23 protein-coding genes are annotated in these 24,889 nt (G+C 69.4%); 9 read left to right on the top strand and 14 right to left on the bottom strand.

Translation table 11 applies throughout. The annotated features are described in order from the left end of the window. The first annotated feature begins 58 nt into the window (after positions 1–58). The 3 genes from yaaA to NS4_RS12690 all read left to right on the top strand — a co-directional run bounded on the left by yaaA (position 59) and on the right by NS4_RS12690 (position 3,629). Positions 59–802 (top strand): peroxide stress protein YaaA, encoded by a 744-nt coding sequence (gene yaaA / locus NS4_RS12700; protein WP_063059726.1) that lies wholly within the window; start codon positions 59–61, stop codon positions 800–802. A gap of 67 nt (positions 803–869) precedes the next feature. Further along, on the top strand, positions 870–2,141 hold the full coding sequence (gene cobA, locus NS4_RS12695) for a uroporphyrinogen-III C-methyltransferase (RefSeq protein ID WP_063059725.1): 1,272 nt from the start codon (positions 870–872) through the stop codon (positions 2,139–2,141). Between the two features lie 6 nt (positions 2,142–2,147). Continuing rightward, the gene (locus NS4_RS12690) at positions 2,148–3,629 is read left to right on the top strand and encodes an MFS transporter (protein WP_063059724.1); all 1,482 of its coding nucleotides are present in this window, start codon (positions 2,148–2,150) and stop codon (positions 3,627–3,629) included. A gap of 24 nt (positions 3,630–3,653) precedes the next feature. Here NS4_RS12690 and NS4_RS12685 read toward each other — a convergent pair whose 3' ends face one another. Together NS4_RS12685 and NS4_RS12680 are read right to left on the bottom strand one after the other, a co-directional pair. Further along, positions 3,654–4,064 (bottom strand): PPOX class F420-dependent oxidoreductase, encoded by a 411-nt coding sequence (locus tag NS4_RS12685; protein WP_063059776.1) that lies wholly within the window; start codon positions 4,062–4,064, stop codon positions 3,654–3,656. Positions 4,065–4,103: 39 nt separating this feature from the next. Next, entirely contained in the window at positions 4,104–4,733 is a 630-nt protein-coding gene (locus NS4_RS12680; protein ID WP_439955780.1) for a DUF305 domain-containing protein, read from the bottom strand. 312 nt (positions 4,734–5,045) lie between these two features. Here NS4_RS12680 and NS4_RS12675 point away from each other — a divergent pair, with 312 nt between their 5' ends. Together NS4_RS12675 and NS4_RS12670 are read left to right on the top strand one after the other, a co-directional pair. After that, entirely contained in the window at positions 5,046–6,179 is a 1,134-nt protein-coding gene (locus NS4_RS12675; protein ID WP_369690210.1) for a phosphotransferase family protein, read from the top strand. Position 6,180: 1 nt separating this feature from the next. Next, positions 6,181–7,311, top strand: coding sequence for an Rv3169 family protein (locus NS4_RS12670; protein WP_063059723.1), 1,131 nt, complete (start codon positions 6,181–6,183; stop codon positions 7,309–7,311). Here the strand turns inward: NS4_RS12670 and NS4_RS12665 are convergent. Beyond that, on the bottom strand, positions 7,308–8,615 hold the full coding sequence (locus NS4_RS12665) for an MFS transporter (protein ID WP_245665328.1): 1,308 nt from the start codon (positions 8,613–8,615) through the stop codon (positions 7,308–7,310). The genes NS4_RS12670 and NS4_RS12665 overlap by 4 nt on opposite strands. Before the next feature lie 131 nt (positions 8,616–8,746). Between NS4_RS12665 and NS4_RS12660 the strand changes: the two genes are divergently transcribed. Continuing rightward, positions 8,747–9,658: an alpha/beta fold hydrolase gene (locus NS4_RS12660; protein WP_063059722.1), complete on the top strand. Its 912-nt coding sequence runs from the start codon at positions 8,747–8,749 to the stop codon at positions 9,656–9,658. A gap of 4 nt (positions 9,659–9,662) precedes the next feature. Here the strand turns inward: NS4_RS12660 and NS4_RS12655 are convergent, their stop codons facing one another. The 6 genes from NS4_RS12655 to mqo all read right to left on the bottom strand — a co-directional run bounded on the left by NS4_RS12655 (position 9,663) and on the right by mqo (position 16,306). Continuing rightward, a complete protein-coding gene (locus tag NS4_RS12655; protein WP_063059773.1) occupies positions 9,663–10,046 on the bottom strand; it encodes a cobalamin biosynthesis protein in 384 nt (127 codons plus the stop codon). A 17-nt stretch (positions 10,047–10,063) separates the two neighbouring features. Further along, a complete protein-coding gene (locus NS4_RS12650) occupies positions 10,064–11,470 on the bottom strand; it encodes a cobyrinic acid a,c-diamide synthase CobB (protein WP_063059721.1) in 1,407 nt (468 codons plus the stop codon). 67 nt (positions 11,471–11,537) lie between these two features. Continuing rightward, entirely contained in the window at positions 11,538–12,152 is a 615-nt protein-coding gene (gene cobO / locus NS4_RS12645; protein ID WP_063059720.1) for a cob(I)yrinic acid a,c-diamide adenosyltransferase, read from the bottom strand. 52 nt (positions 12,153–12,204) lie between these two features. Further along, positions 12,205–14,154 (bottom strand): magnesium chelatase subunit D family protein, encoded by a 1,950-nt coding sequence (locus tag NS4_RS12640; protein ID WP_245665335.1) that lies wholly within the window; start codon positions 14,152–14,154, stop codon positions 12,205–12,207. A gap of 123 nt (positions 14,155–14,277) precedes the next feature. Next, complete coding sequence (locus NS4_RS12635) at positions 14,278–14,727, bottom strand: GNAT family N-acetyltransferase (RefSeq protein WP_030521743.1); 450 nt, start codon at positions 14,725–14,727, stop codon at positions 14,278–14,280. A gap of 130 nt (positions 14,728–14,857) precedes the next feature. Then, positions 14,858–16,306, bottom strand: coding sequence for a malate dehydrogenase (quinone) (gene mqo, locus NS4_RS12630; protein ID WP_063059771.1), 1,449 nt, complete (start codon positions 16,304–16,306; stop codon positions 14,858–14,860). A 327-nt stretch (positions 16,307–16,633) separates the two neighbouring features. On the opposite strand from mqo, the gene NS4_RS12625 reads away from it, so the two are divergent. Beyond that, the gene (locus NS4_RS12625) at positions 16,634–17,665 is read left to right on the top strand and encodes an alpha/beta hydrolase (protein ID WP_084487169.1); all 1,032 of its coding nucleotides are present in this window, start codon (positions 16,634–16,636) and stop codon (positions 17,663–17,665) included. 1 nt (position 17,666) lies between these two features. Here NS4_RS12625 and NS4_RS12620 read toward each other — a convergent pair whose 3' ends face one another. The 5 genes from NS4_RS12620 to NS4_RS12600 all read right to left on the bottom strand — a co-directional run bounded on the left by NS4_RS12620 (position 17,667) and on the right by NS4_RS12600 (position 22,154). Then, on the bottom strand, positions 17,667–18,230 hold the full coding sequence (locus NS4_RS12620) for a hypothetical protein (protein ID WP_063059719.1): 564 nt from the start codon (positions 18,228–18,230) through the stop codon (positions 17,667–17,669). Between the two features lie 87 nt (positions 18,231–18,317). Then, the gene (locus NS4_RS12615) at positions 18,318–19,916 is read right to left on the bottom strand and encodes a cobyric acid synthase (protein ID WP_063059718.1); all 1,599 of its coding nucleotides are present in this window, start codon (positions 19,914–19,916) and stop codon (positions 18,318–18,320) included. Next, on the bottom strand, positions 19,913–20,776 hold the full coding sequence (gene map / locus NS4_RS12610) for a type I methionyl aminopeptidase (RefSeq protein ID WP_063059717.1): 864 nt from the start codon (positions 20,774–20,776) through the stop codon (positions 19,913–19,915). Before map ends, NS4_RS12615 begins: the two co-directional genes overlap by 4 nt. Before the next feature lie 81 nt (positions 20,777–20,857). Further along, the gene (locus NS4_RS12605; protein ID WP_063059769.1) at positions 20,858–21,505 is read right to left on the bottom strand and encodes a GntR family transcriptional regulator; all 648 of its coding nucleotides are present in this window, start codon (positions 21,503–21,505) and stop codon (positions 20,858–20,860) included. A 289-nt stretch (positions 21,506–21,794) separates the two neighbouring features. Further along, entirely contained in the window at positions 21,795–22,154 is a 360-nt protein-coding gene (locus tag NS4_RS12600) for a DUF4254 domain-containing protein (RefSeq protein WP_063059768.1), read from the bottom strand. Positions 22,155–22,921: 767 nt separating this feature from the next. On the opposite strand from NS4_RS12600, the gene casG reads away from it, so the two are divergent. Both casG and NS4_RS12590 read left to right on the top strand, forming a co-directional pair. Continuing rightward, positions 22,922–24,559 (top strand): steroid-24-oyl-CoA synthetase, encoded by a 1,638-nt coding sequence (gene casG / locus NS4_RS12595; protein WP_063059716.1) that lies wholly within the window; start codon positions 22,922–22,924, stop codon positions 24,557–24,559. A 124-nt stretch (positions 24,560–24,683) separates the two neighbouring features. Continuing rightward, the coding region (locus NS4_RS12590; protein ID WP_157106019.1) for a helix-turn-helix domain-containing protein at positions 24,684–24,889 on the top strand (206 nt) is incomplete at its 3' end.

The following is a 24,889-nucleotide window of genomic DNA, read 5'->3' as shown; positions in this document are numbered from 1 at the left end:
ATCCTTCCCCGCCGGGGCCGGCGGGGACAGAGGGCGGCGACCGGTACCGTAACCGGTCGTGCTGGTGCTGCTCCCCCCTTCCGAAACCAAATCCGACGGCGGTTCCGGCGGCCCGCTGGATCTGTCGGCGCTGGCCTTCGACTCGCTCACCGAGATCCGCGCACTGCTGGTCGGCGACCTGGCCGCACTGGCCGGTGACCCGGACGCCGCCCGGGCCGCTCTGGGACTCGGTAAGAACGCCGAGGCCGAGCTGGCCCGTAACGCCGCGGTGCGCACCTCCCCCACCCGGCCGGCACTGGAACGCTATACCGGCGTCCTGTACGACGCGCTGGCAGCGAGTTCCTTCACCCGGGCGCAGGGCGCGAGAGCACTCGCCCGGATCGCGATCGGCTCGGCGCTTTTCGGCGCGGTCCGGGCCGGCGATCCCATTCCCGCATACCGGCTGTCGGGCGGTTCGAAACTGCCGGGCCGGCCGACCCTCGCCGCGGTCTGGCGTGAGCATCTGGGCCCGGCCCTGCGCGACGCGGCCGGCGACGAACTCGTGGTGGACCTGCGATCGGGCACGTACCAGCAACTCGGCCGGGTACCGGGCGCGGTCACCGCGACGGTGCTCACCGAGCATCCGGACGGCTCACGCACGGTGGTCAGCCACTTCAACAAGCACCACAAGGGTCTCCTGGCCCGTGCCCTCGTACTCACCCGCGCCGAACCCGGGGATATCCGTGCGGTCGCCCGGGTCGCGAACAAGGCCGGGCTACGCACCGAGGTCGCCTCCGATACCGAGCTGGTCGTCCTCACCTGACCCGGGTCGCCGAACCTCCGGCGGGCGGCTGCGGACCGCACCGCGCCGGGCCGTAGGCTCGAGCCTTGTGCCGAACACGTCAGCCGATACCGACAACCTGTCCACCGGGGACTCGAACTACCTGGTGGGGCTCGATCTGAACGGACGCCGGGTCGTCGTCGTGGGTGGGGGCAGCGTGGCACAACGCCGGTTGGGCCTGCTCATCGCCGCCGGCGCGGCCGTCGAGGTGATCACCCGGGAGGCCACCCCCGCGGTCGAGGCGATGGCCACCGCGGGTCAGATCGCGCTGACCCTGCGTGATTACGCCGACGGTGATCTCGACGGCGCCTGGTATGCCATCGCCTGCACCGACAGACCCGAGACCAACGCCGCCGTCGTCGCCGAGGCCACCCGGCGCCGGATCTTCTGTGTCCGCGCCGATCACGCGCAATCCGGGACGGCGGTCACGCCGGCGACCGCCCGCTACGACGGAATGACCCTGGGTGTGCTGGCCGGCGGCAGGCATCGGCGCTCGGCCGCGGTCCGCACGGCGCTGCTGGAAGCACTGCAATCAGGTGTGGTCACCGACGACGCGACCCCCATGACGCCCGGCGTCGCCCTGGTCGGCGGCGGACCCGGCGATCCCGACCTGATCACCGTGCGCGGCCGTCGGCTCCTGGCCCGGGCCGATCTGGTGGTGGCCGACCGGCTGGCCCCGCCGGAGCTGCTGGCCGAGCTGGGGCCCGATGTCGAGGTGGTGGACGCCGCCAAGATCCCGTACGGACGCGCGATGGCGCAGGACGCCATCAACCAGGCGTTGGTGGACGGTGCCCGAGCGGGCAAATTCGTGGTCCGGCTCAAAGGCGGGGATCCCTATGTATTCGGGCGCGGCTACGAGGAACTCGAGGCCTGTGTCGACGCCGGGGTGCCGGTGACGGTGGTGCCGGGAGTGACCAGCCCGATCTCGGTTCCGGCGGCCGCGGGGATTCCGGTCACCCATCGTGGTGTCACCCATGAATTCGTGGTGGTCAGTGGCCATATCCCACCGGACCATCCGGATTCGCTGGTCGATTGGTCGGCATTGGCCCGGCTGCGCGGCACCCTGGTCCTGATGATGGCGGTGGAGCGGATCGAGCAATTCGCGGCGGTGCTGCGCGCGGGCGGCCGCCCCGCCGAGACGCCGGCCACGGTGATCCAGGAGGGAACCCTACGTGGCCAGCGGGTACTGCGGGCCACCCTCGCCGATGTGGCCGAACGCGTCCGCGCCGAGGAGATCCGGCCGCCCGCGATCATTGTGATCGGGCCCACGGCCGGGTTCAGCGCCGTGCCGGTAGCGGCCGGCGACAGTCGGTTACAGTGACCCACTGTGCTCGATAACCCCCCAGCTATCAAATATCCGGTGACGAAACGAGCCTTCGGCCTCGCCATTCTCGTACTCAGCGGGTTACAGCTGATGGTGGTGCTGGACGGCACCGTGGTGATCCTGGCCCTGCCGCGGTTGCAGGAGGAAATGGGCCTGTCCAGTTCGGGCAGCGCGTGGACCATCACCGCCTACGGGCTACCGTTCGCCGGCCTGATGCTGCTCGGCGGCCGGATCGGCGACTCGTTCGGCCGCCGGCGCATGTTCATCCTCGGTGTCGGCCTGTTCACACTGGCCTCCATGCTGTGCGGGCTGGCGCAGAGCGAGCAGATGCTCGTCGCCGCACGCGCCTTCCAGGGCACCGGCGCCGCGCTCGCCGCACCCACCGCGTTCGCGCTGGTCGCCAGCACCTTCGCCCCGGGTAAGGTCCGCAACCAGGCCTTCGCCATCTTCGGCTCGATGGTCGCGCTGGGCTCGGTCGGCGGGCTGGTGATCGGCGGGGCGCTCACCGAGGCCAGCTGGCGGTGGATCTTCCTGATCAATGTGCCGATCGGTGTGCTCATCGTGATCGGCGCGCTGGTCGCACTTCGCGATACCCATCATCAGCGGCTCACTCTGGACGTGCGCGGCGCGTTTCTCGGTACCCTGGCGTGCGCCCTGATCGTCTGGGGCGCCACCGAGGGACCGGAACTCGGCTGGGGTGACCCGCTGGTCTACGGCACCCTGATCGCGGGCGCGGTACTGCTGCCGGTTTTCGTCTTCGCGGAACGGCACGTGGACAACCCCCTGCTGCCGTGGACCCTGTTCGACAGCCGCGACCGCGTCGCCACCTTCGTGGTGATCCTGCTCGCCAGCGGCGTACTGGGCGCCACCACCTATTTCGCCGGCCTGTTCGTGCAGAACGTGGTCGGTTACAGCCCGCTGGTCGCCGGGATCTCGTTCATCCCGTTCACCGTCGGCGTCGGCCTCGGCAGCGCGGTGGCCACCCGGTTGGCGCTGCACGTCGCGCCCCGGTGGCTGCTGGTCGGCGCGGCGGTGGTGCTGATGGCCGGTCTCGGTTACGGCTCGACATTGGACGCCGACGTCGGCTACTGGTCCACCCTGCTGCCGCTGTTCTCGGTGATCGGTTTCGGAATCGGTATCGCCATGGTGCTCATTCCGCTGTGTGTGCTGGTCGGAGTGCCGCCGGACGAGATCGGCCCGCTGTCGGCGATCGGTCAGATGTTCCTGAATCTGGGGACTCCCATCGCCATCGGCGTACTCACCCCGCTGGCCGCCTCCCGGACCTTGTCCGAGGGCGGGACCATCAAGAAACCGGCCGAGATGACGGCCGCGGAGATCACCGCGCTCGGTGACGGCTACACCCTGGCCCTGCTGGTGGCCGCGATCGGCGGGCTGCTGGTGGGTTTGATCGCGCTGACCCTGCGCTACACGGCCGAAGAGGTCGCCCGGGCCCAGCACGCCCAGGACGAGGCCCAGTCGGTCTGAGCCGGGCGACCACCGGTCACCGCGTCACAGCCTCCCGGTGATCTTGGTCGGGGTGATCCGGACCGCCACCCGGGGGCCGTCGTCCACCGAGGCCGGATTGAACTCGGCGTACGGCTTTCCGGTGTATTTGATCGACATCCGGTCGCCGACCAGCATGTCGGGGTCCGGGGTGAGGGTGGCGGTACCGCGGATCTCCGCGTAGACGTACGGGTTGTCCGGCGGCGCGATCAGCACCGAGATGCGCGGATCGCGGGCCAGGTTCTTGCCCTGGACGCGATCGGTCGTAGTGGAGTAGAGCAACTCGTCGCCGTCCCGATCGATCCAGGTGACGGTCAGATGCGGGTGCCCGTCGCGACCGATGGTGGCCACGGTGACGAACAGCTTGGCATCGTCGATGTACTTCTTGACGGTGTCGGGCAACGAGATAGCGTTCATGCACACGAGCAACCGGCTCCGGTGGGTGTTCATTCCGGCTCACCGCGGCGGATTCGCCTCCAGCTCCGCCAGCAGCAGAGTCATCAGCCCCGACTCCTGGGTCTGCGCGGTGATCATCTCCCGGGCCGCCTGTTTCACCACTCCCTCGGCGAGCAGCGCGTCGGCCACCCGGGCCATGGCGATACCGCCTTCGTGGTGGCGCTGCATCAGGTGCAGGAACAGGATTGCGGCGGCGCGGCCCCGCGCGGCCGACAGATCGTCCAGTTCGGCCTGAGTGGCCATCCCCGGCATCCCGGCCGCGCCCGGGCCGTGGGCGGCGTGGTGATCGTGGGTCCGCGTGGGCATCCAGCTCATCGGCTCCGCGCCCGCGGCCGGCGCTCCGGCCAGCCGCAACCAGCCCAGCAGGGTGCCGATCTCGGAGAGCTGGGCGTCCTCGATCTGCCGGGCCAGACCCCGCACCGCGGGGGCGACGCCGGGATCGAGCCGCTGCACCATCACCAGTGCCTGATGGTGATGGGTTGCCATGTCCTGGACGAATCCGATCTCGGTGGCGGACAGGATCTCCGGCGCCGGCGGGTCGTCGACGAACAGCGGACGCAGAGCCGCTCCCAGCATCAGGAGCAGTACCGCCGCCACCAGCACGGCGATCGCGTCACGTAAGCGCTTCACGCGGGCCTCCCCGCCTGCCGGGACGGGGGCGCGAGCCCGCCGCACCCCATCTCACTCGGTCGCGCCGGCACAGCGCCACGCTCATCGTGATCCTCCCACCCGGCCGAGCGGCTCACCCCGGCCATCGAAGGAATTATGGTCGGCCGGCCGCGCCCGGGGAGCGATTCGCGCCACGCGGCCGGTGATCCGCCGAATCGGCACCACCCGAGACTGAAACACGTTACAGTCTCCCGCACGCGGGCGGCCCAGCGTCGTGTCAGGCGAGACGGTGTGCGCCGCTCCGCGCCGAGGCCGGATGGCGTCAGGAGGACGATGATGCCCGACGATGTGAACCCCACCGAACATATGCGGCTCACCACCAGCGAACGTGATCTGGAGGCGCTGGCCGGGCAACTCTCCGAATGGTTACGCCACAAGGTCGGAGCCGACGGAGCGCCGGTGATCAGTGACCTGCAACGGCCGCTGTCCGGGGGCTTGTCCAGTGCCTCGGTGTTGTTCGACGCGCACTGGAAATCCGGCGGCCGCACCGAGGGCGGCGCCTTCGTCGCGCGGATGATCCCGGAGGAGGGCGCGTTCCCGGTCTTCGAGAAATACGATCTGGAACTGCAGTACCGGGTCATCACCGAGATCGCCGCCGCCACCGATGTCCCGGTACCACGATTGCGCTGGCTGGAAACCGACAGCGCGGCCTGCGGCGCGCCGTTCTTCGTGATGGACCGGGTACCCGGCCGCATCCCGGGGGACAATCCGCCCTACGTGTTCGCCGGCTGGCTCTACGACGCGACCGCTGCCGAGCGGGCCGAACTCACCCGCAACACCCTCGATGTCCTGGCCCGGATCCACGCACTGCCCGACCCGGCACAGCGGTTCCCCGAACTGGACGGGCCGGGACCGGCGCTGCGCCGCCACATCGAATCGGACCGGAGGTGGTACCACTGGGCACTGGCCGGCGACGGCTACGAGATTCCGCTCATCGAGCGCGCTTTCGACTGGCTCGACCGCAACTTTCCCGACGATCCCGGGCCCGATGTGCTGAGCTGGGGTGATGCCCGGCCCGGCAATATCATCTACGAAGGGTTCTCGCCGGTCGCCGTATTGGACTGGGAGATGGCCGGACTGGGCCCGCGCGAACTCGATCTGGCCTGGATGATCTTCCTGCACCGCTTCTTCCAGGACATCGCCACCGGATTCGGTTTTCCAGGCCTCCCCGATTTCCTGCGCCGCGACGAGGTCGTCGCGCACTACGAGAAGGTCAGTGGCCACACCGTCACGAATCTGGACTTCTACCTCACCTACGCCGCGCTGCGGCACGCGATCGTCATGGCCCGGATCAAACGCCGGATGATCCATATGGGCGAGGACACCGCCCCGGCGGAGCGCGACGACTACATCATGCACCGCGCCACCCTGGAAGCCATGCTCGACGGCACCTACGGATGGGACTGAGATGAGCGAAACCACCGCCCACACCCCGGCCACCGCCCCGGGGCCCCTGGACGAGTACCCGATCCATCAGACACCGCTGCCCATCGCCCGGACCGCGACCAGCGACCGGAACTTCTACGACCGCAGCTATTTCAACGCGCACAACCGCGACGGCGCGATCATGCTGGTGACCGGATTCGGGGTGTACCCGAACCTGGGTGTCGCCGACGCCTACGCCGCGGTCCGCCGCGGCGACGAGATCACCTCGGTGCGGTTCTCCGACGCACGCGGTGACCGGAGCCTGGACATGGCGGTCGGCGGTTACCGGATCGAAGTGGTCGAACCACTGCGCCGCATCCGGGTGGTGTGCGAACACGAGGACCTGGGTCTCGACCTCACCTGGACCGGCGCCTTCCCCGCCGTGCAGGAACAGCCGCACGTCATGCTGGCCGGTAACCGTCCGACCCTGGACGCGTCCCGCTTCGCCCAGGTCGGCTCGTGGGCGGGCACGCTCGCGATCGGCGGTGAGGACATCACCGTGGATCCGGCGATCTGGACCGGCACCCGGGATCGCTCCTGGGGTATCCGTCCCGTCGGTGAGGCCGAACCGCCGGGCCGGGCGGCCGCCGAAGGCGCCGGTGGGTTCTGGTGGCTGTATGTGCCCCTGCGATTCGACGATTTCGCGGTGGTGGTGATCATCCAGGAGAACCCCGACGGCTACCGGACCCTCAACGATGCCGTCCGGGTGTTCCCGGACGGATCGGTGGAACAGCTGGGCTGGCCGCGGATCACCATCGACTACCGGTCCGGGACCCGCCATCCCGAGCGCGCGAGCCTGGAACTGCGGACTCCCGACGGGAAACCGCTGACCATCGATATCCGCACCGTCACCGGGATACCGCTGCACATCGGCTGTGGTTACGGCGGCGACCCGGACTGGCAGCACGGGCAGTGGAAGGGCCGCGACTGGTCGTGGGCCAACAGCTACGACCTCACCGATCCGGCGGTCGCCGGGCGGATCCCGTGGGGCGTCACCGACCACATCGCGCACGCCCGCTGCGGGGACGCCGAGGGCTGGGGGTTGTTCGAACACGCCAGCGTCGGCCGGCACGACCCCACCGGTTTCGCGGATCTGCTGTCGGTGGCACCTTAGAGAGTGTTGTCGCCGCCGCTGAAGCTGTGGCGTGTCGGAATCGGAACGCTCCGCTGCTTCGACTGTTCGACGGAGTCCGGGCTATCCGATTCCCGGCACACAACTCGATCGGCCTCATCGGTACCGCCCGCACCCATGGACATCGTCAGCGCGCCGGCAACGGCTATCGCCGCACCGCAGATCGCAACGCATGCCGGCCACCCGATACCGGCGACCGCCGCTGTTCCCAAGCCCGTCCCGAGGCTTCCGCCGATGAAGTACACCAGCATATAGGCGGCGTTGAACTGCGCCGGCGCGGCCGGGTTTATCGCCAGGATCGTGGTTTGATTCGCCACTTGTGCGGCAAAGAGGCCGGCATCGAAGAGCGCGAGAGCAACGAGTGTTACTGCCACGTCGGACAATCCGTAGGCGAGGAGCACACACGATGCACCTGCTACGGCCAACCCGACCCGGATGACCGGCCGAGGTCCGACTCGGTCTGTCCACCTACCCGCGATCCGAGTCGCGAGGATGCCCGAGAGACCGGCAAGTCCATACAGCCCGATCTGTTCGGCCGAGAGCGAGAACGGTGGTTCCGACAGCGCGACAGCGATTCCGGACCACACCGCGCAGAATGCGAAAAACCAGAGAGCGCCACGCACCGCGCCGCTCCGCAGGACTCTGCTCCGACGGAACAGGGTAGGAGTCGACACGAGCGCCGCCAGGTATCCCTGAGTAACACTTCCCTTGGAGGCGGGCAGGGCACGCAGGCAGACTGCCGCGACTACTACGCATGCCGCCGCGGCCAGCAGGAGCATGTTCTGCCAGCCCACCAGGTCGGTCAGCCACCCGCCCAGTATTCGTCCTGCGAGGATGCCGGCCGAAATCCCCGCGGTGACAATGCCCAAGCTCGTCGAACGGCGCGACGGCGGGGCCGATCGCCCCACCACCGAACTCAACCCCGCTCCGACCGAAGAACACGCTCCCGTGACCAGCATCGCCGGCCCGATCAACCACACCACGCCACTGACAGCTGTCAGCACAAGTGCGGCAGTGAGCGCCAGGAACTGCAGCGCGAGAACAATTCGTGGTGAGAACCTGTCGACGAGAGGGACGAGCAGCGCAAGGCCCAGCATGTATCCCACCGGGCCGCACGCCAGCGCCACGCCCATGGCGGCGACGGTTACCCCCAGCGAGGCCGACACCTCGGCGACGGCCGGCTGAAGCGGATAGATCGTCGCTGTTCCCAGCGCCGCAGCGATAGACATGAAGGTCACCGACGCTCTACCGATGGTGTCCTCGTGAGTGGAGGCGAATGTGGTCACGGTTCGACGGTAAGAACCCTCGCCCGGCGCGCGCTGGCAGAAATCGGCCTTCCTCGTCGAAGGACAAGTTCTTTCGGCCGCCTCCGTCTCGCCGACCTCGCGTTGTCGGTGGCGACCGCTACCGTCCGAGCATGGCTATCCGAATACCGGGGTTCGGTTACGAACGGATCCGAGTCGGCGACGTGCGGCTCGAGGTGGCCGTCGCCGGATCCGGCACGCCGATCGTGCTGCTGCACGGTTTTCCGCAAACGCACCTCGCGTGGCGCCATGTCGCCGCCGACCTCGCCCGTGATCACCAGGTGATCTGCCCGGATCTGCGCGGCTACGGCAGCAGCGACAAACCGGTCGCCGCACCGGACGGTCACACCTATTCGAAACGGACGATGGCCGACGACATCGTCTCGCTCATGCGATCCCTCGGCCACAGCCGCTTCGCGCTCGCCGGCCACGACAGAGGTGGGCTGGTCGCGTTCCGGGCGGGCCTGGACCATCCGGAGGCGGTCAGCCACCTCGCCGTTCTGGATGTCCTCCCGGCCGCTGATATGTGGGCCACACTCCAGGGAACAGCCGGCATCTTCGCGTTTCACCTCTACCTGCTGGCGCAACCGACCGAGCTGGCCGAGCGCATGATCCGAGCCGACCCCGACCTGTTCTTCGGGCACTTCTTCGACAGCTGGACCCGGATATCCGATGCAATCCCCAGGGATGTCCGTGCCGAGTACCTCTCCGCCGCAAGGGAACCCGACGCCATCCATGCCCTCTGCGCGGACTACCGCGCGAGCGCATACGTCGACAACGCGCATGACGAGGCCGACCGCGCGTCCGGCCGTCGGCTCGATATGCCGGTCACCGCCCTCTGGCAAGATCCGGGCGATACGGTCCTCCCGTTCGACCCGGCGGCAATATGGACCGGATGGGCCTCGGACCTGCGCACCGGAACGGTGAAGTGTGGCCATTTCCTGCCGGAGGAACAGCCCGAGACGATCATTGCGGCACTACGCGGTCTGATCGACCGAGATTGCCACGGGAAACGAGAACGCTGAGGGCTCAACCGTGCGCGGCGGTCGCGGCGACCACCACACCCCCGGCCACCTGTCGCGGCACGACTACGGGCCCGGTACCGGCCAGCAGCGCCGCGGCCTCGGCTACACCGGGAATTCCCAGCGCGGCGGCCACCCGCTCCGACGGATTCGGCACCGGCACCCGCGCCAACCGCTCGACGGAATAGCCGTACAGTGGCACGCCCAGCACGGCGGCGGCAGCGCGGGGGCCCGGCTCGCCGGCCCGGCGATCCAGGGTCGCCAGGCACGCTATCCGGTGCCCGGGAAACGCTTCCGCCAGCGCCGCGAGAATCCGCTCGGTCGGCAGATCCGGGCGCAGGCCGAGACCGACCGCGAGTGCTCGCGGGTACGCCGCGGGGCCGGCTTCCAACCGCCGGTCTCCCCCGGTCACCGTGCCCGCACGGCGGGGCGGATGCGCTGATGGGCGCGCGCGGCGGCGACGAACCGGCGCACGGCACCCGGGTTTCCGGCCGGGTGGGTGTGCAGGTAGGACGCGTGCACCCGGTGCACGAGCGCACCCTCACGCACTTGTTCCCCGGCGGTACGCCATCCCCAGGCGGGCGGGGCACCGCCGGATTCCACGAGTCGGGTCCGATGGAATTCGTGCCCGCGTACCCGCTCACCGGTCCGCCAGAGCACGGAATCGGCCAGCGCCACCGCCTCTCGGTAGCCCAGCGTCAGGCGGGGTCCGAACTCGGCGACCGCGTCGACCAGGCCCGCCATCGGATGGCCGTCCAGGGATCGGGTGAGGTACAGCAGCCCAGCGCATTCGGCGTGCACGGGCAGCCCCGCCCGGGCCCGCTCCGCCACCGCGACGCGCAGTCCGGTGTTGGCCGCCAAAGTCCCCGCGTGCTCTTCCGGGAATCCGCCCGGCAGCACCAGGCCCGCGGTCTCGTCCGGCAGGGTGTCGTGCAGCGGGTCGATCACGACCACCCGGGCGCCCGCGGCGGTGAGCAGTTCCCGGTGTTCGGCGTAGCCGAAGGTGAAGGCGGGTCCCCCGGCTACCGCGATCACCGGATCCGACCCGGCCGGTACCGCTACGCCGTCCGCGACTTCCCGGGCCGCGTCCCAGCTCGGCCCGGACTCCGGCGCGACGGCCAGCGCCGCGACCGCGGCGAGATCGATATGGCGTGCGGCCAGATCGGTCATCGCATCCACCGCCCGCATCGCCGCGAGGCCGTGTTCCACCGCCGGAATCAGACCCAGATGCCGGGACGGGACCTCGAGTTCGGCCAGCCGGGGCAGCGCGCCGAGCACCGGCAGGCCCACCCGGTCGCAGGCCGCGCGCAACACCTGTTCGTGCCGGGCGCTACCGACCCGGTTGAGCACCACTCCACCCAGCCGCACACCCGAGTCGAAGGTGGCGAACCCGTGCAGCAGCGCGGCCAGGCTCTGGCTGTGGCCGCGGGCGTCCACGACCAGGACCACCGGTAGCCCCAGCAGGCTCGCCACCTGGGCCGTGGAGCCTTCCGCGACGGGGTCGGCGGCCTGTTCGTCGATCCGCCCGTCGAACAGGCCCATCACCCCTTCCACCACCGCGATATCGCAGTCGCGGGCACCGTGGCGGTAGAGCGGGGCGATCCGGTCGTGCCCGACCAGCACCGGGTCGAGGTTACGACCGGGGCGGCCGGCGGCGAGGCCGTGATAACCGGGGTCGATGTAGTCGGGCCCCACCTTGAAGGGCGCCACCCGGCGGCCCGCACGGCGCAGCGCGCCGATGAGCCCGGTCGCGACTGTGGTCTTCCCGCTGCCGGAGGCCGGGGCGGCGAGCACTATCCCCGGGGCGGCGTTCATCGCACGCCGGTCCCGGTCGAGCGGCAGCGGCGGGCGGCGCGCCGGACCGCGGTACCCCGGGGCCCGCTCACCATTCGATACCCCGTTGGCCCTTGCGGCCCGCGTCCATGGGGTGGCGCACCTTGGTCATCTCGGTCACCAGGTCCGCCGCCTCCACCAGTTCCGGCGGCGCGTCCCGGCCGGTGATGACGACATGCTGGTTGCCCGGACGCTCGCGCAGGGTCTCGACGACCTCGGCCACATCCACCCACCCCCATTTCAGGGGGTAGGTGAATTCGTCGAGCACATAGAACCGGTGCTCTTCGGCACGTAGCCGCCGCGCGATCTCCTGCCAGCCGGCCAGCGCCGCGGCCGCGTGATCGATTTCGGTGCCCTGTTTACGAGTCCACGACCAGCCCTCGCCCATCTTGTGCCACTGCACCGGCCCGCCCACACCGGACTCGTCGTGCAGCCGGCCGAGTTCACGGAACGCCGCTTCCTCGCCGACCTTCCACTTGGCGCTCTTGACGAACTGGAACACCGCCACATCGAAACCCTGGTTCCAGGCGCGCAACGCCATCCCGAAGGCCGCGGTGGACTTACCCTTGCCCGGACCGGTGTGCACGGCGAGCACCGGCAGATTACGGCGCTGCCGGGTGGTCAGTCCGTCGTCGGGTATGTGCTCGGGCATCCCTTTGGGCATGGGAACTCCTGATCTGATTCGGTTTTCGTGCTCGTCCCGGTGCGACCGGGGCCTACGCGGCCCGCGCGCCGCCCGAGGCGCCCGAGCGGACCACCTCGGCCACCGAGGCGCCGGTCAGTTCGGTGAGCCGGACGGCCGTACCGCCCAGCGCGGCCGCCAGTTCGGCGGCCAGACCCAGCCGGACCATGCCGCGTTCGCAGTCGACGACAACGGAGGTGACACCGTCGCGAGCGAGCCGGGCGGCCGCCGCGCGGGCCCGCAGCACCGGATCGGTGCCCCCGGTGGCGCGGCCGTCGGTGAGCAGCACCAGCATGGGCCGGCGCTGCGGGTCGCGGACGCGTTCGCGGTAGACCACCTCCCGCGCGGTGCGCAGCCCCGCGGCGAGCGGAGTCTTTCCGCCGGTACGCAAGCCGGTCAGGCGGCGGACGGCGATATCGATCGAAGAGGTGGGCGGTAGTACCAGCTCGGCTTCGCTGCCGCGCACCGAGATCACCGCGACCTTGTCGCGCCGCTGATAGGCGTCGCGCAGCAGGGTCACCACCGCGCCGGTCACCGCGGACAGCCGGTCACGGGCGGCCATGGAACCGGAGGTGTCGACCACGAAGAGCACCAGATTGCCCTCGCGTCCTTCGCGGTAGGCCCCGCGCAGATCACCGGGCGCGAGCACCAGCGGTCCGGTGCGCCGGCCGCGCGCCCGCTGATGCGGCGCCGCGGCCCGCAGCGTGCCAAGCAGATGCAGGCCGCCGGTGGGCGCGGGTGTCGTGTTCACCACCCTGCCCTGCCGGGTCTGTGCCCGGGACCGCCGGCCCGGCGCACCCTCGCCCACGCCCGGCACCTCCCACCGCGGCGGCCGGACCGGCGCCGCGACCGGCGCGCCCGCCTGTCCGGTCCCGCCCGCGCCACCCGGGTTGTTGCCGGAGTTCTCGCCCGGCTCGGTGTCCGCGCCGGGCGCCTCGCCGCCGCCACCGGGACCGTCCGGGTCGTCGTCGGGATCGACGGGACCCCGAGACCCCGGCGCCTCGTCGCCGGCCGGTGCGTGCTGCTGATCGCCGGCCTGCTCGACCGCGTCACGCAGGGCGTCGTCGAGCTGTTCGGAGGTGATCCCCGGTTCGTCGAACGGGTCACGCCGCCGCCGGTGCGGCAGCGCCAGCTCGGCGGCGACGCGTACATCGTCGGCGGTGACACTGCCGCGGCCGCACCAGGCGGCGTGGGCGACAGCGGTACGGGCCACCACCAGATCGGCCCGCATACCGTCGACGTCGAAGGAGGCACAGACCGCGGCGATACGCCGCAGTTCCACATCGTCGAGCGCGACCTCGGGCAGTCGGTCGCGGGCGGTGAGAACGCGGTCGGCGATCTCGGCGTCCGCGGCGGCGTAGGCGGCCGCGAAACCGTTGGGATCGGCCTCGTAGTCGAGGCGGCGCCGGACCACGGCCATCCGGACGTCCACGTCGCGGGAGGCGGTCACATCCACCGTCAGGCCGAAACGGTCGAGCAGCTGCGGCCGCAGCTCACCTTCTTCCGGGTTCATGGTGCCGACCAGTACGAACCGGGCCGGATGGGAGTGCGAGACGCCGTCGCGTTCGATGTGCACCCGGCCCATGGCCGCCGCGTCCAGCAGCACATCCACCAGGTGGTCGTGCAGCAGGTTGACCTCGTCCACGTAGAGCACACCGTGATGGGCGGCGGCGAGCAGTCCGGGCCGGAAGGCCTGTTCGCCGTCGCGCAGCACCCGTTCCAGATCCAGGGAGCCGACGACCCGGTCCTCGGTGGCGCCGACCGGGAGTTCCACCAGCCGCGCCGGGCGCGCGCCCGATTCGTCGACCACCGGCGGCAGCAACCGCGCCAGCGCCCGCACCACCGTGGATTTCGCGGTCCCCTTCTCACCGCGCACGAGCACGCCACCGATACCGGGATGCACAGCGCACAGGATCAGCGCCAGTTGCAACTGCTCCTGCCCGACCACCGCGGAGAACGGGAACCCGGCCTCACCACCGTCCACGGCGGAGGCGATCGGTCGGGATGCGGGCCGGGCGGTTTCGGTGGAGGACACGGCCCCACTCTAAAACGTGCCGCCGCCCGGCCCGGCCCTCCCCTGCCCGAGACGGGCGGAAGGGCCCGGCGGCTACCCCTTGCGCATCGGTACGTGCGCGACGCCGTCCTCGATGAACTCCGCGCCGTCCACTTCGAACCCGTGCTTGGTGTAGAGATCGATCAGATAGGTCTGGGCGTTGAGCCGGACGGTATGCGATCCGGTCTCGGCGAGGGCGGCCTGCAGCAGCCGGGTGGTGTATCCGTGACCGCGGGCCTCGACCGCGGTGCACAACCGCCCGATACGGAAGGATTTGACGCCGTCCTCGTGCTCTTCGAGCAGGCGCAGGGTCGCGATGACCTCGCCCTCGTCGTCGAGCCACAGATGCCGGGTCTCCGGCAGCAGATCCTGTCCGTCCAGCTCCGGGTACGCGCATTTCTGCTCGACCACGAACACTTCGACACGCAGCTTCAGCAACTCGTACAGGGTGGGGGTATCGAGATCCTGCGCCCATGACCGGCGGAGTGCAACCGTAGACATCATCGCGCCTTGCTATCACACCTCGACGTCAGATGCACGCGAACGCCGCGAGCACACCGCCGCGTGCGGCCACGACAGAGCGCGGTCCACGAGGTTGCGACCCCGCGGACCGTCGAACGCGAATTCTTCCGGATCAGACCCCGGCAGGCGTAGCGGACCGGTCGAGCTGCAACGCCTTACCCGTCCAGTCCCACACCTCGCCGAACAGGCGCTGGTTCTCCGACAACTTCACACCCAGCGACGGAACCATTTCCTTCAGCTTGGGCGTCCACTGCTCGTACTCGGCCGGGAAGCAGCGTTCCAGGACGTCCAGCATGGCGGTGACACAGGTGGAGGCGCCGGGTGAGGCGCCCAGCAGACCGGCGATGGAGCCGTCCTGCGCCGCGATGACGGCGGTACCCAGTTCGAGGACACCTCCGACGCCCTTACGGCGGATCACCTGCACCCGCTGGCCGGCCGTGATGAGTTCCCAATCGCGGCCCTCGGCGCGCGGGATGAATTCCTCCATGGTGTACACCCGGCCGGACTGTGATTTCATCAGCTCGGTGACCAGGTATTTGACCAGGCTCAGCTCGGTGACGCCGACGCCGAGCATCGGTGCCAGATTGCCGGGTTTGATCGATTTGAACAGGTCGGCATTGCTGCCGTCCTTGAGGAACTTGGGGGTCCAACCGGCGTAGGGGCCGAACAGCAGACCGGGCTTGCCCTTGATGACGCGGGTGTCCAGATGCGGCACCGACATCGGCGGCGCACCGACCGCCGCTTTGCCGTACACCTTGGCTGCGTGTTTCGCGATCAGTTCGGGATTGGTGCACCGCAGGAACTGACCCGAGACCGGGAATCCCGCGAAACCACGGATCTCCTTGATCCCGGCCTTCTGCAGCAGCGGCAGCGCCCCGCCCCCGGCCCCGACGAAGACGAACTTGCTGATCAGCGTGCGAGTGCGTCCGGTCCGGGTGTTGCGCACCGTGACCTTCCAGCTGCCGTCCTTCTGCTTGGACAGGTTACGGACCTCGTTACCGAAGCCGATCTCCCCGCCACTGGCACCGATATGGGCGAGCAGCTCCTTGGTCAGCGAACCGAAATCGATATCGGTGCCGCCGTCGGACCAGTTGAGGGCGATGGGATCGGAGAAATCGCGGCCGCGGGCCATCAGCGGCAGCCGGCGGGCGAACTCGTCGGGGCTGTCGATGTACTCCATCCCGGCGAACAGCGGATGCCGCGACAGCGCCTCGTACCGCTTGCGCAGGTACTCCACATCGGCGGCGCCGTGCACGAAACTCACGTGCGGGATGGGGTTGATGAATCGGGAGGGATCGCTCAGGATCCCGTTCTCCACCGCGTAGGCCCAGAACTGGCGGGAAACCTGGAACCGCTCGTTGATATCGACGGCCTTGCCGATATCGACCGAACCGTCCGGCTTCTGCGGGCTGTAATTGAGCTCACACAGGGCCGAATGCCCGGTACCGGCGTTGTTCCACGGATCACTGCTCTCGGCCGCGGCGGCGTCGAGCCGTTCGAACACCGAGATCGACCAGTCCGGCTGCAGCTGACGCAGCAGCGCGCCGAGAGTGGCGCTCATGATGCCGGCACCGATGAGGACTACATCGGTCTTTTCAGTCTGGGCAGCGTTCGGCACGGGTGTTCGACTTCCTTGTCCTGATGCGCGGGGCGCACATCCGTGGATGCGGCCCGCTGGGGCACGGGCTCTTGTGCAGTTGTGTACGGGTCGCGATGGTGAGCCCTCCGGGCTCGGCCGAATGTAGGTTACCCGTCGTTCACTACTGCCAATTGTGCACCTCGACACGCGCGGAATCCGCAGCCAGGGCGGCGATTGTGACGTAGATTCCTCCTCCTCGTCACCTTCGGGCCTGCCGTTGCTACTGATCGGTCGCCTAGATTGGAGGCCGTGACGAACGAATCCGCGGCCGGTATCAGCGCCCTCGGCCGAGCCGCCGACTGGCAGCCGGATGTGCTCGGTGACGGGTACGAATATCGCACCCTCGAACTCGGACCCGATCCCGACGGTGAAGGCGAGATCGTCGCCACCCTCGTCCGGCATCTGCCCACGGCCGGCGCGGTGGCCACGGCCGACGCGGTGCTGTACGTGCACGGTTTCACCGACTATTTCTTCCAGCGGCACGTCGCCGAGCACTTCACCGCCCGCGGGCACCGGTTCTACGCGCTGGATCTGCGCAAATGTGGCCGATCACTGCAACCGGGCCAGACCCCCCACTACATCGGCGACCTGGCCCTCTACGACCGGGAACTCGACGATTCGCTCCGGTTGATCACCACCGAAACCGAGGCGAACGTGCTGGTGGTGGCCCATTCGACCGGTGGTCTGGTGACCTCGTTGTGGCTGGACCGGTTGCAACGCGCCGGGGGAACGGCGGCCGCCGGTATCAGCGGGCTGGTGCTGAACAGCCCGTGGTTCGACCTGCAGGGTCCGGCCTATGTGCGCACGGTGGGTACCCAGCTCATCAAGACGGTGGGCCGCTTCCGGGCGAAGTCGGCGCTGCCGCTGGGCAAATCCAGCGCCTACGGCGACAGCCTGCACCACAGCGTGGCCGGGGAATGGGACTACGACCTGGACTGGAAGCCGCGGCACGGTTTCCCGGTGCGGGCCGGCTGGTTGCGCGCGATCCGGCTGGGGCAGGCACGGCTGCACCGCGGCCTGGACATCGGGGTGCCCGCATTGCTGCTGCGCTCCAAGCTCACCAGGTTCGCCCGCGAATACGGGCCCGCGGTGGACGTCGCGGACGCGGTCCTCGACGTCGCGCAGATCCAGCGCTGGGCGGGCTGCCTGGGCGACCGCACCAATATCGTCCCGATCGACGGCGCCCGCCACGATGTGTTCCTGTCCGCCGAGGGCCCGCGAACCGAGGCCTTCCGGGAACTGGACAACTGGCTGGACTGGCTGGCCGCCCGGTCGGCCTGAGTCACCACATACTGGTCCGCAGCACGATCTCGGTCGCGAACTGCTGATCGGCTTCGGTGGCGACATTGTCGACGTCGACGCCGACCACGCGGAACTCGCCGTAGACATGGCGGCCGGAACTGTCGGCCACCGGGCGCGGCAACCGTTTGGTCACCAGCACCGTGGTGGGCAGTTCGACCGCCGGACATGCGGGGTCCAAGACCTCCCCGTCCCCGTCGGGCACGGCCGGATGCCCGCGATCGGCGACCACCAGGCTCACGAAGCGGCCGAAACCCTTCGCGCAGACTTCCCAGGCCACGCTGGCGCCGGTGCCCCGGCCCGCGACATTGGCCCAGGGCACGCCGATCTCGTCGAGGGCCGCGTACACCCCGGCGGTGTCGAGCCCCTCGGCCGTTTCGAACACGATGGTCCGCAGATCGGAACTGTGCAGGCGTGCGCACACCCGGTCGTAGACCTCCGGTGGATCACCGGAATCGGGAAGCAGCAGCACGCAATGCTGGGTGACCGGCCCGTCCACCCGCACCGTCCAGTCCCGGTCACCGACCGCGATGTGCCGAGATTCCATGCCGGTTGACGCTACACCGCCCGCGCGCGCCATGGGGCCGCCCGGGTCGACAGCGCCGAGATCGTGACTCCGGATCCGTGGCGACGGTCAGCCCGCGCCCGAAAGCGCTTCCAGGGTGGATCCGAGACTCGGCAGCCCGGCGGGGACGCCCTCGGCGAGGAGCCGGTCCAGCCCGGCGACGTCGAGATGCGCGGACACCAGATCGGCCAGCAGGTCCAGTTGCGCCGCCCGCACTGCCGCCACCCTGGTCCCGGGTGCCACCGTGAACCCGGTGCGTCCGGCACACCGGGCGACCTCGGTGAGCCAACTCCGCCGGAATTCGTCGGATTCCAGCAGCCCGTGCAGGTGGGTGCCCCAGACCGCTCCCCGCACCCCGCCCTCCGGAACGCGCTCCCCGGTCACCGGACCGGCGCCGTCCGCCGCCGCGTCCGCCCAACCGGTGAGGTACAGCCACGGCTGCTCGGCGGTACGCCGGACCCGGCCGTGATGGATCTCGTATCCGGCCGCAGTAGTCTCCGGCGCGGCACCGGCCGCGGTCGTACGGCGCAACACCTTCTGCCGGCCGAATTCGATATCCATATCGAGCAGTCCCAGCCCGGCCACCTCCCCCGCGCCCGATTCCACCGTGTCCACGATCCGGCGGCCGAGCATCTGATAGCCCCCGCAGATGCCGAGAATCGGCCCGCCCACCGCGGCCCGGCGAGCCAGCGCGTCCGCTATACCGTTCTGCCGCAGCCAGGCCAGATCGTCCACGGTGGCCTTGCTCCCCGGCAGGACGACCAGGTCGGCGCCGGCCAGCGCCGCGGGGTCGCTCACCCAGCGCACGCCGACACCGGGTTCGCAGGCCAGCGCCTCCACATCGGTCGAATTCGATATCCGCGGCAACCGCACGGCCGCGACGGTGAGCCATTCACGCCCGATCGGGGCGGCGGGACGGCCCACCGCGGCCCCGGCCACGGTGCCCAGCGAATCCTCGGCGTCGAGCCACAGTTCGTCGCAGTACGGCAGCACCCCGAGCGTCGGGCGTCCGGTGCGCGCGGTCAGCTGGTCCAGGCCCGGCCGCAACAGCTCCACGTCGCCGCGGAATTTGTTGATCACGAATCCGGCGATCAGCCGTTGATCTTCGGGTTCCAGTACCGCGAGCGTGCCGAACAGGTGTGCCAGCACCCCGCCCCGGTCGATATCGCCGACCACGAGTACCGGGAGGTCCGCGGCCCGGGCCAGGCCCATATTCGCCAGATCGGTGGGCCGCAGGTTGATCTCGGCGGGCGAGCCCGCTCCCTCACAGATCACCACATCGAACTCCGCGCGCAGGGCGGCGAGTTCGGCGGCCACCACCTCACGCAACCGGGTGCGATGGGTGAAATAGTCCGCGGCGCCCACCGTGTCCACCACCCGGCCGCGCACCACCAGCTGGGAACGCCGGTCGCTCCCGGGTTTCAGCAGGATCGGGTTGAACCGCACGCTCGGTTCCAACCCGCACGCGTGGGCCTGCAGCGCCTGGGCCCGCCCGATCTCCCCGCCGTCCAGGGTGACCACGGAGTTGTTCGACATGTTCTGCGCCTTGAACGGCGCCACCCGCACCCCCCGCCGCCGCAGCATCCGGCAGATGCCGGCGACCACCACGCTCTTACCCGCGTCGGAGGTCGTCCCGGCGATCAGCAGCGCCCCGCCGGGCCGGCTCACGGCAGGGTGAGGATCTCGGCGCCGGTCTCGGTGACCACCAGTGTGTGCTCGAACTGCGCCGTCCACTTACGGTCCTTAGTGACCACGGTCCAGCCGTCGTCCCAGATCTCGTAATCGATACCGCCCAGGTTGATCATGGGTTCGATGGTGAACGTCATTCCCGGTTCGATCACCGATTCGACCGCGGGCTGGTCGTAGTGCAGGATCACCAGGCCACTGTGGAAGGTCGGCCCGACCCCGTGCCCGGTGAAATCCCGGACGACGCCGTAGCCGAAACGGTTCGCGTAGGACTCGATCACCCGGCCGATCACGTTCAGCGCCCGCCCGGGACGTACCGCCTTGATGGCCCGCGCGGTCGCCTCTTCGGTGCGTTCGACCAGCAGTTTCACTTCTTCGTCGACCTCCCCGGCGAGGAAGGTGGCGTTGGTGTCGCCGTGCACGCCGTGGATGTAGGCGGTGACATCGATATTGACGATGTCACCGTCCTGGATCACCGTGCTGTCGGGGATGCCGTGGCAGATCACCTCGTTGAGCGAGGTGCAGCACGATTTGGGGAAGCCCTTGTACCCGAGTGTCGACGGGTAGGCGCCGTGGTCGCACATGTATTCGTGGGCGATCCGGTCGAGCTCGTCGGTGGTGACGCCCGGCGCGACCGCCTTACCCGCCTCGGCCAGCGCCCGAGCGGCGATCTGCCCGGCGATCCGCATCTTCTCGATGGTCTCGGGGGTCTGCACCCAGGGTTCGGAACCCTCCTTGGCCGTTTTCTTCCAGACGTACTCCGGCCGTTCGATCCCACGCGGGACCTCACGGATCGGAGTAGGGGTTCCTGGAAGCAGTGGCTGGCGGGTACGCACGGACATGCGCTCCAGAATAGTCGGCGCAGGCCGGGCGGTCGCCGGGAACGGTCCCCGACGGCGCAGCGCGCCCCGCGCAGCTCCGCCTCAGCGGATACGGGCGCCGGTACGGACTTCGAAAGCGACCCGATCACCTCGATAGAGGGCCGCGACCCGTTCGATCGGGCGACCCTGGGTGTCCATCCCGCGGCGCACCACCCGGATCAGCGGGACCGCGGGCCGGCAGCCGAGTAAACCGGCTTCCCGGGGTGCGGCGAGCACGGTCTCGATACGCTCGGTGGCACCGCCGTATTCGACACCGGAGCTGCCGATCGTCGCCGACAGCGAGCCGAGCGGATCGAAACCCGCACGCAGCCAGCCGAAACGATCCAGCGACAGATCGATCCGTTCCAGCGCGATCGGTTCGCCGTCGGCGTGCAGCAGGCGTTCCAGGGTCATGATCGGGGTATGCAGCGGAAGTTCCAGATCCCTGGCGATCTCGGCATCGGCCTCGGTGTCCTCCCAGGAGAGCAGACTGCGCACGACCCCGGATCCGTCCTCGACGGTGGGTTCGGGCGCCAGGGGCCGCACCACCTTCGGACGGGCCAGCACGGTTCCGCGGCCCTGTCTGCGAATGCGGCCCTCGACCGCGAGATCCCGCAGGGCGTGCCGGACGGTTTCCCGGGCGACTCCGAAACGTCCGGCCAGTTCCCGCTCGGCCGGTACCCGGTCGCCGGGGCGTAGCTCGCCGAGCATCGTGTCCAGCTCGGCCCGTACTCGGTAAACCTTCGACAGGGCGGTGATTCCCGGCACCGCGGCTGCCTCTGTGTCGAGGTCCTCGCGCGCCGTCACGGCGCCTACGACCCCTTCGGTCTGCCTCATGGCAGAAACTACCTCCAATTGGCCTGTACCGATGCGTTAACCAGGCATTCGCCGTACGGTGACAACAGGTCTAGGCCATTCGACAATCTTCGGTCTTTCGCGTGCCCATCAGAAGGTTCGACGACGTCCAGCGGACTGAACGTGGCGGTGATCCGCCGAACCCCTACTGCACCGGCAGGCGCCGGCGCCCGCCCGCCACCTCGGCGATCAAATCGGTGTACCCGTCGACCAGTTCGGCGAGGTGGTACCAGTGCCGATGCGTCCGGTCGCTGCGCACTCCGTCGGCTTCGATCGCCTGATTCGCGGCCACCCAGCTGAGCGCCATCCGGTCGATCACCGAACCGAGGCTTTCGGTGTGCAGCGAGGCGCCGTTGCGGTGCTGGGGCATCCTACGGGTGATCCAGTCGTTGATGTCATCCACGAGCTCTGTTCTGCGACAATCAATTTCCGCTATCTGCGCCATATCTCGAACCTGCGCGCGGCGCTTGTGCAGTTCGACCAGTGCGTGCGCGAAACGCAACAGCACACGCTCCTGGATCCGCCGCCCTTGGAAGGCGCACAGCAGTTGTGGCGCAGTCGGCAGGGTTCCCAGAGTGAGTGCGCTCATCCGCACCCCTCGAACTCACCCGGCACCATCACACTCTGTACCAACATGATCGGCTCTCGATTCGGTAATCCCGGACATCGGATCGTTGTTCACAACAAGGCTAGCTGGATCATGCTCTTACATATGCAAGAACACAAGACTTCGATACGCAATGTTGCGAACAGCGTCGTGCGCGAGCCTAACGATCCCTTCCACGGAACCCGGACGCGGTCCCGCCGAAAACGCGTACCCGCCAATATCCTTCCCGTCGGCGGTCCGAATCCCCGCCGCCGCGAACCATACCCGGCGCAGCGTCGAGACCAGGCACGACATCGCGTTATGCGACCACATCGCAACCGTGCCGAGATCTGCGCGCGGCGTACACCGTGAACCATACCGATCCCTATGGTCCTGTGACACAACACCCCCGGCCACTTCGCCCGCCGTCAGGAGCCTGCTACTCGGCGCCGGCGCGCGGCCACACCGGATCCCGCGGTGGCCATCCGGTCTTGCACTCTGGATGCACGCTCGAACACACCACATCGGTTGCCGGCCATTTGCCATCTCCGCCGGATGCCCTGGACCGTGGACCCTTCGCTGGATCGAGGAGAACCGCGGCCGCCCCGGCCACGACGGTCGGTCGCCGTCCCGTCCACGCTGTGCGGTATGGATGCTGTGGACAGTCGCCGACAAGGATGTGACCCATGAGCAGTGCCCCCGACCCCCGAGCCGCGCAGGCGGCCGCCGAGCTCACCGGCCCCGGCGGACCGTTCGAACTGTCCACCGAGACAGTGCTCGGCGCCCCGCTCGCCGTCCGGCGTCACCGGCACCGGTCACTGCGCGAACTGCTCGACCGCTCGCAGGCGTGGGGTGAACGCGATTACCTGGTCACCGCCGACCGGCGGATCTCCTTCGCCGAGCATGCCGCCGACGCCCAGGCGCTGGCCCGCGCACTGGCCGACCGGTACGGCGTCGGCCGCGGCGACCGGATCGGCATCCTGGCCGCCAACGGCCCCGAATGGGTGATCACCTTCTGGGCGGCACAGTGTCTGGGCGCGGTCGCGGTCGCCTACAACGCGTGGTGGGCCGCACCGGAGGTCGAATTCGGCATCCGGCACACCGGACCGGCGGTCGTCGTCGCCGACGACCCACGTGCCGCCCTCGCCGCGGACACCGGCGTGCCCGTTCTCACCACTACCGCCGACCTGCCCCGGCTGATCGCCGAATATCAGGGCCCGGCCCCGGTGATACCTGTCGGCGAGGACGATCCGGCCGTCGTCCTCTACACCAGCGGAACCACCGGCCGCCCCAAAGGAGTGGTACACACCCACCGCAACCTCATCGCGATCACCGATTACCACCGCTACACCGACGCGCTCGGCGCGGCGCTGGCCGGACGCGCGCACCGGGAGCCGAGCGATAAGCGGTTCCTGCTCACCTCCCCCCTGTTCCATATCGCCAGCCTGCACAACCTGGTCGTCCCCCGGCTCGCGACAGGTGCGGCGGTGATCGTGCACACCGGCGCATTCGAAGCCGACCGGGTGCTGTCGCTGATGGCGCGGGAGCGCGTGACCAACTGGGGTGCCGTGCCGACACTGGCCGCCCGGCTGCTCGAACACGATCCGGCCGGTTACGACCTGTCCGCGCTCACCGCGTTGTCCCTGAACGCGGCCCCGTCCTCACCGGCCTTCCAGCAGCGACTACGCACCCGGCTGCCCGGGACCGGAATCGCACTCACCACCAGTTACGGCCTCACCGAGAGCGGTACCGCCGCCACCGTAGCGACGCCGGGCGAACTCGCCGCCGACCCGGAGACGGTCGGGCGGCCGATCTTCGGTGTGTCCGTGGAGATCCGGGACCCGGCCGGAGATCCGGTGGCCGAGGGCACCGAAGGCGAGATCTGGGTGCGCAGCCCCTACGTCATGCTCGGCTATTGGCGGGACGAGGCCGCCACCTCCGCGGCGATCGACGGTGAACGCTGGTTGCGGACCGGCGATTTCGGCACGCTGGCCGACGGGCGGCTCCGGATGGCCGGGCGTCGAACCGATCTCATTCTGCGCGGCGGAGAGAATGTGTACCCCACCGAGATCGAGAACGTCCTCGACGAACATCCCGCGGTGCGGGAATCGGCGGTCCTCGGTGTGCCCGACGACGATCTGGGACAGCGGGTCTCGGCGGTGGTGGTGACCGACGAGCCCGACGCCCTCGACGCCGGCGAGCTGCGCGCGTTCGTCGCCGAGCGCCTCGCGTATTTCAAGGTGCCCGAACGCTGGACGATCACCGCGTCGCCACTGCCGCGCAACGCGACCGGAAAGATCATGCGCCGCGAGATCGGGCCGTGAACGCCGGTTTGTGACCAGTGCCGGCCCACCGCCGGTCTTTCCTCGTTATTGTTGCTCGACAGGGAGCGCGGCGGGCGAGGATCGTGGTCTGCGGGACGCGCCGGGCGCGAGGGAAAGGGATGACATGGCAGGCAAACGCACCGTCCTCACGGCGGGCCTGCGCCGGCTCTCGGTGCTACTGCTGGAGATGCGCGACGACGCGAAGTTGAGCAAGGAAGACGTCAGCGCGCGAACCGGCATCAATGTGACCACGCTGTACCGCATCGAGACCGCCCAGGCCCGCCCCCAGCGCCGCACCCTCATGACCATGCTGGACCTCTACGGCGTCGA

Source organism: Nocardia sienata NBRC 100364, assembly GCF_001613205.1.
Classification (GTDB): domain Bacteria; phylum Actinomycetota; class Actinomycetes; order Mycobacteriales; family Mycobacteriaceae; genus Nocardia; species Nocardia sienata.
This window is presented reverse-complemented; position numbering and strand designations above follow the sequence as displayed.

Bases quoted from the DNA above. Each gene is read 5' to 3' on its own strand.
- NS4_RS12685 (WP_063059776.1), bottom strand. From the start codon at position 4,064: ATGAACGCTATCTCGTTGCCCGACACCGTCAAGAAGTACATCGACGAT.
- NS4_RS12675 (WP_369690210.1), top strand. From the start codon at position 5,046: ATGATGCCCGACGATGTGAACCCCACCGAACATATGCGGCTCACCACC.
- NS4_RS12670 (WP_063059723.1), top strand. From the start codon at position 6,181: ATGAGCGAAACCACCGCCCACACCCCGGCCACCGCCCCGGGGCCCCTG.
- NS4_RS12660 (WP_063059722.1), top strand. From the start codon at position 8,747: ATGGCTATCCGAATACCGGGGTTCGGTTACGAACGGATCCGAGTCGGC.
- NS4_RS12650 (WP_063059721.1), bottom strand. From the start codon at position 11,470: ATGAACGCCGCCCCGGGGATAGTGCTCGCCGCCCCGGCCTCCGGCAGC.
- cobO (WP_063059720.1), bottom strand. From the start codon at position 12,152: ATGCCCAAAGGGATGCCCGAGCACATACCCGACGACGGACTGACCACC.
- NS4_RS12635 (WP_030521743.1), bottom strand. From the start codon at position 14,727: ATGATGTCTACGGTTGCACTCCGCCGGTCATGGGCGCAGGATCTCGAT.
- mqo (WP_063059771.1), bottom strand. From the start codon at position 16,306: ATGAGCGCCACTCTCGGCGCGCTGCTGCGTCAGCTGCAGCCGGACTGG.
- NS4_RS12620 (WP_063059719.1), bottom strand. From the start codon at position 18,230: ATGGAATCTCGGCACATCGCGGTCGGTGACCGGGACTGGACGGTGCGG.
- map (WP_063059717.1), bottom strand. From the start codon at position 20,776: ATGTCCGTGCGTACCCGCCAGCCACTGCTTCCAGGAACCCCTACTCCG.
- NS4_RS12605 (WP_063059769.1), bottom strand. From the start codon at position 21,505: ATGCTCGGCGAGCTACGCCCCGGCGACCGGGTACCGGCCGAGCGGGAA.
- casG (WP_063059716.1), top strand. From the start codon at position 22,922: ATGAGCAGTGCCCCCGACCCCCGAGCCGCGCAGGCGGCCGCCGAGCTC.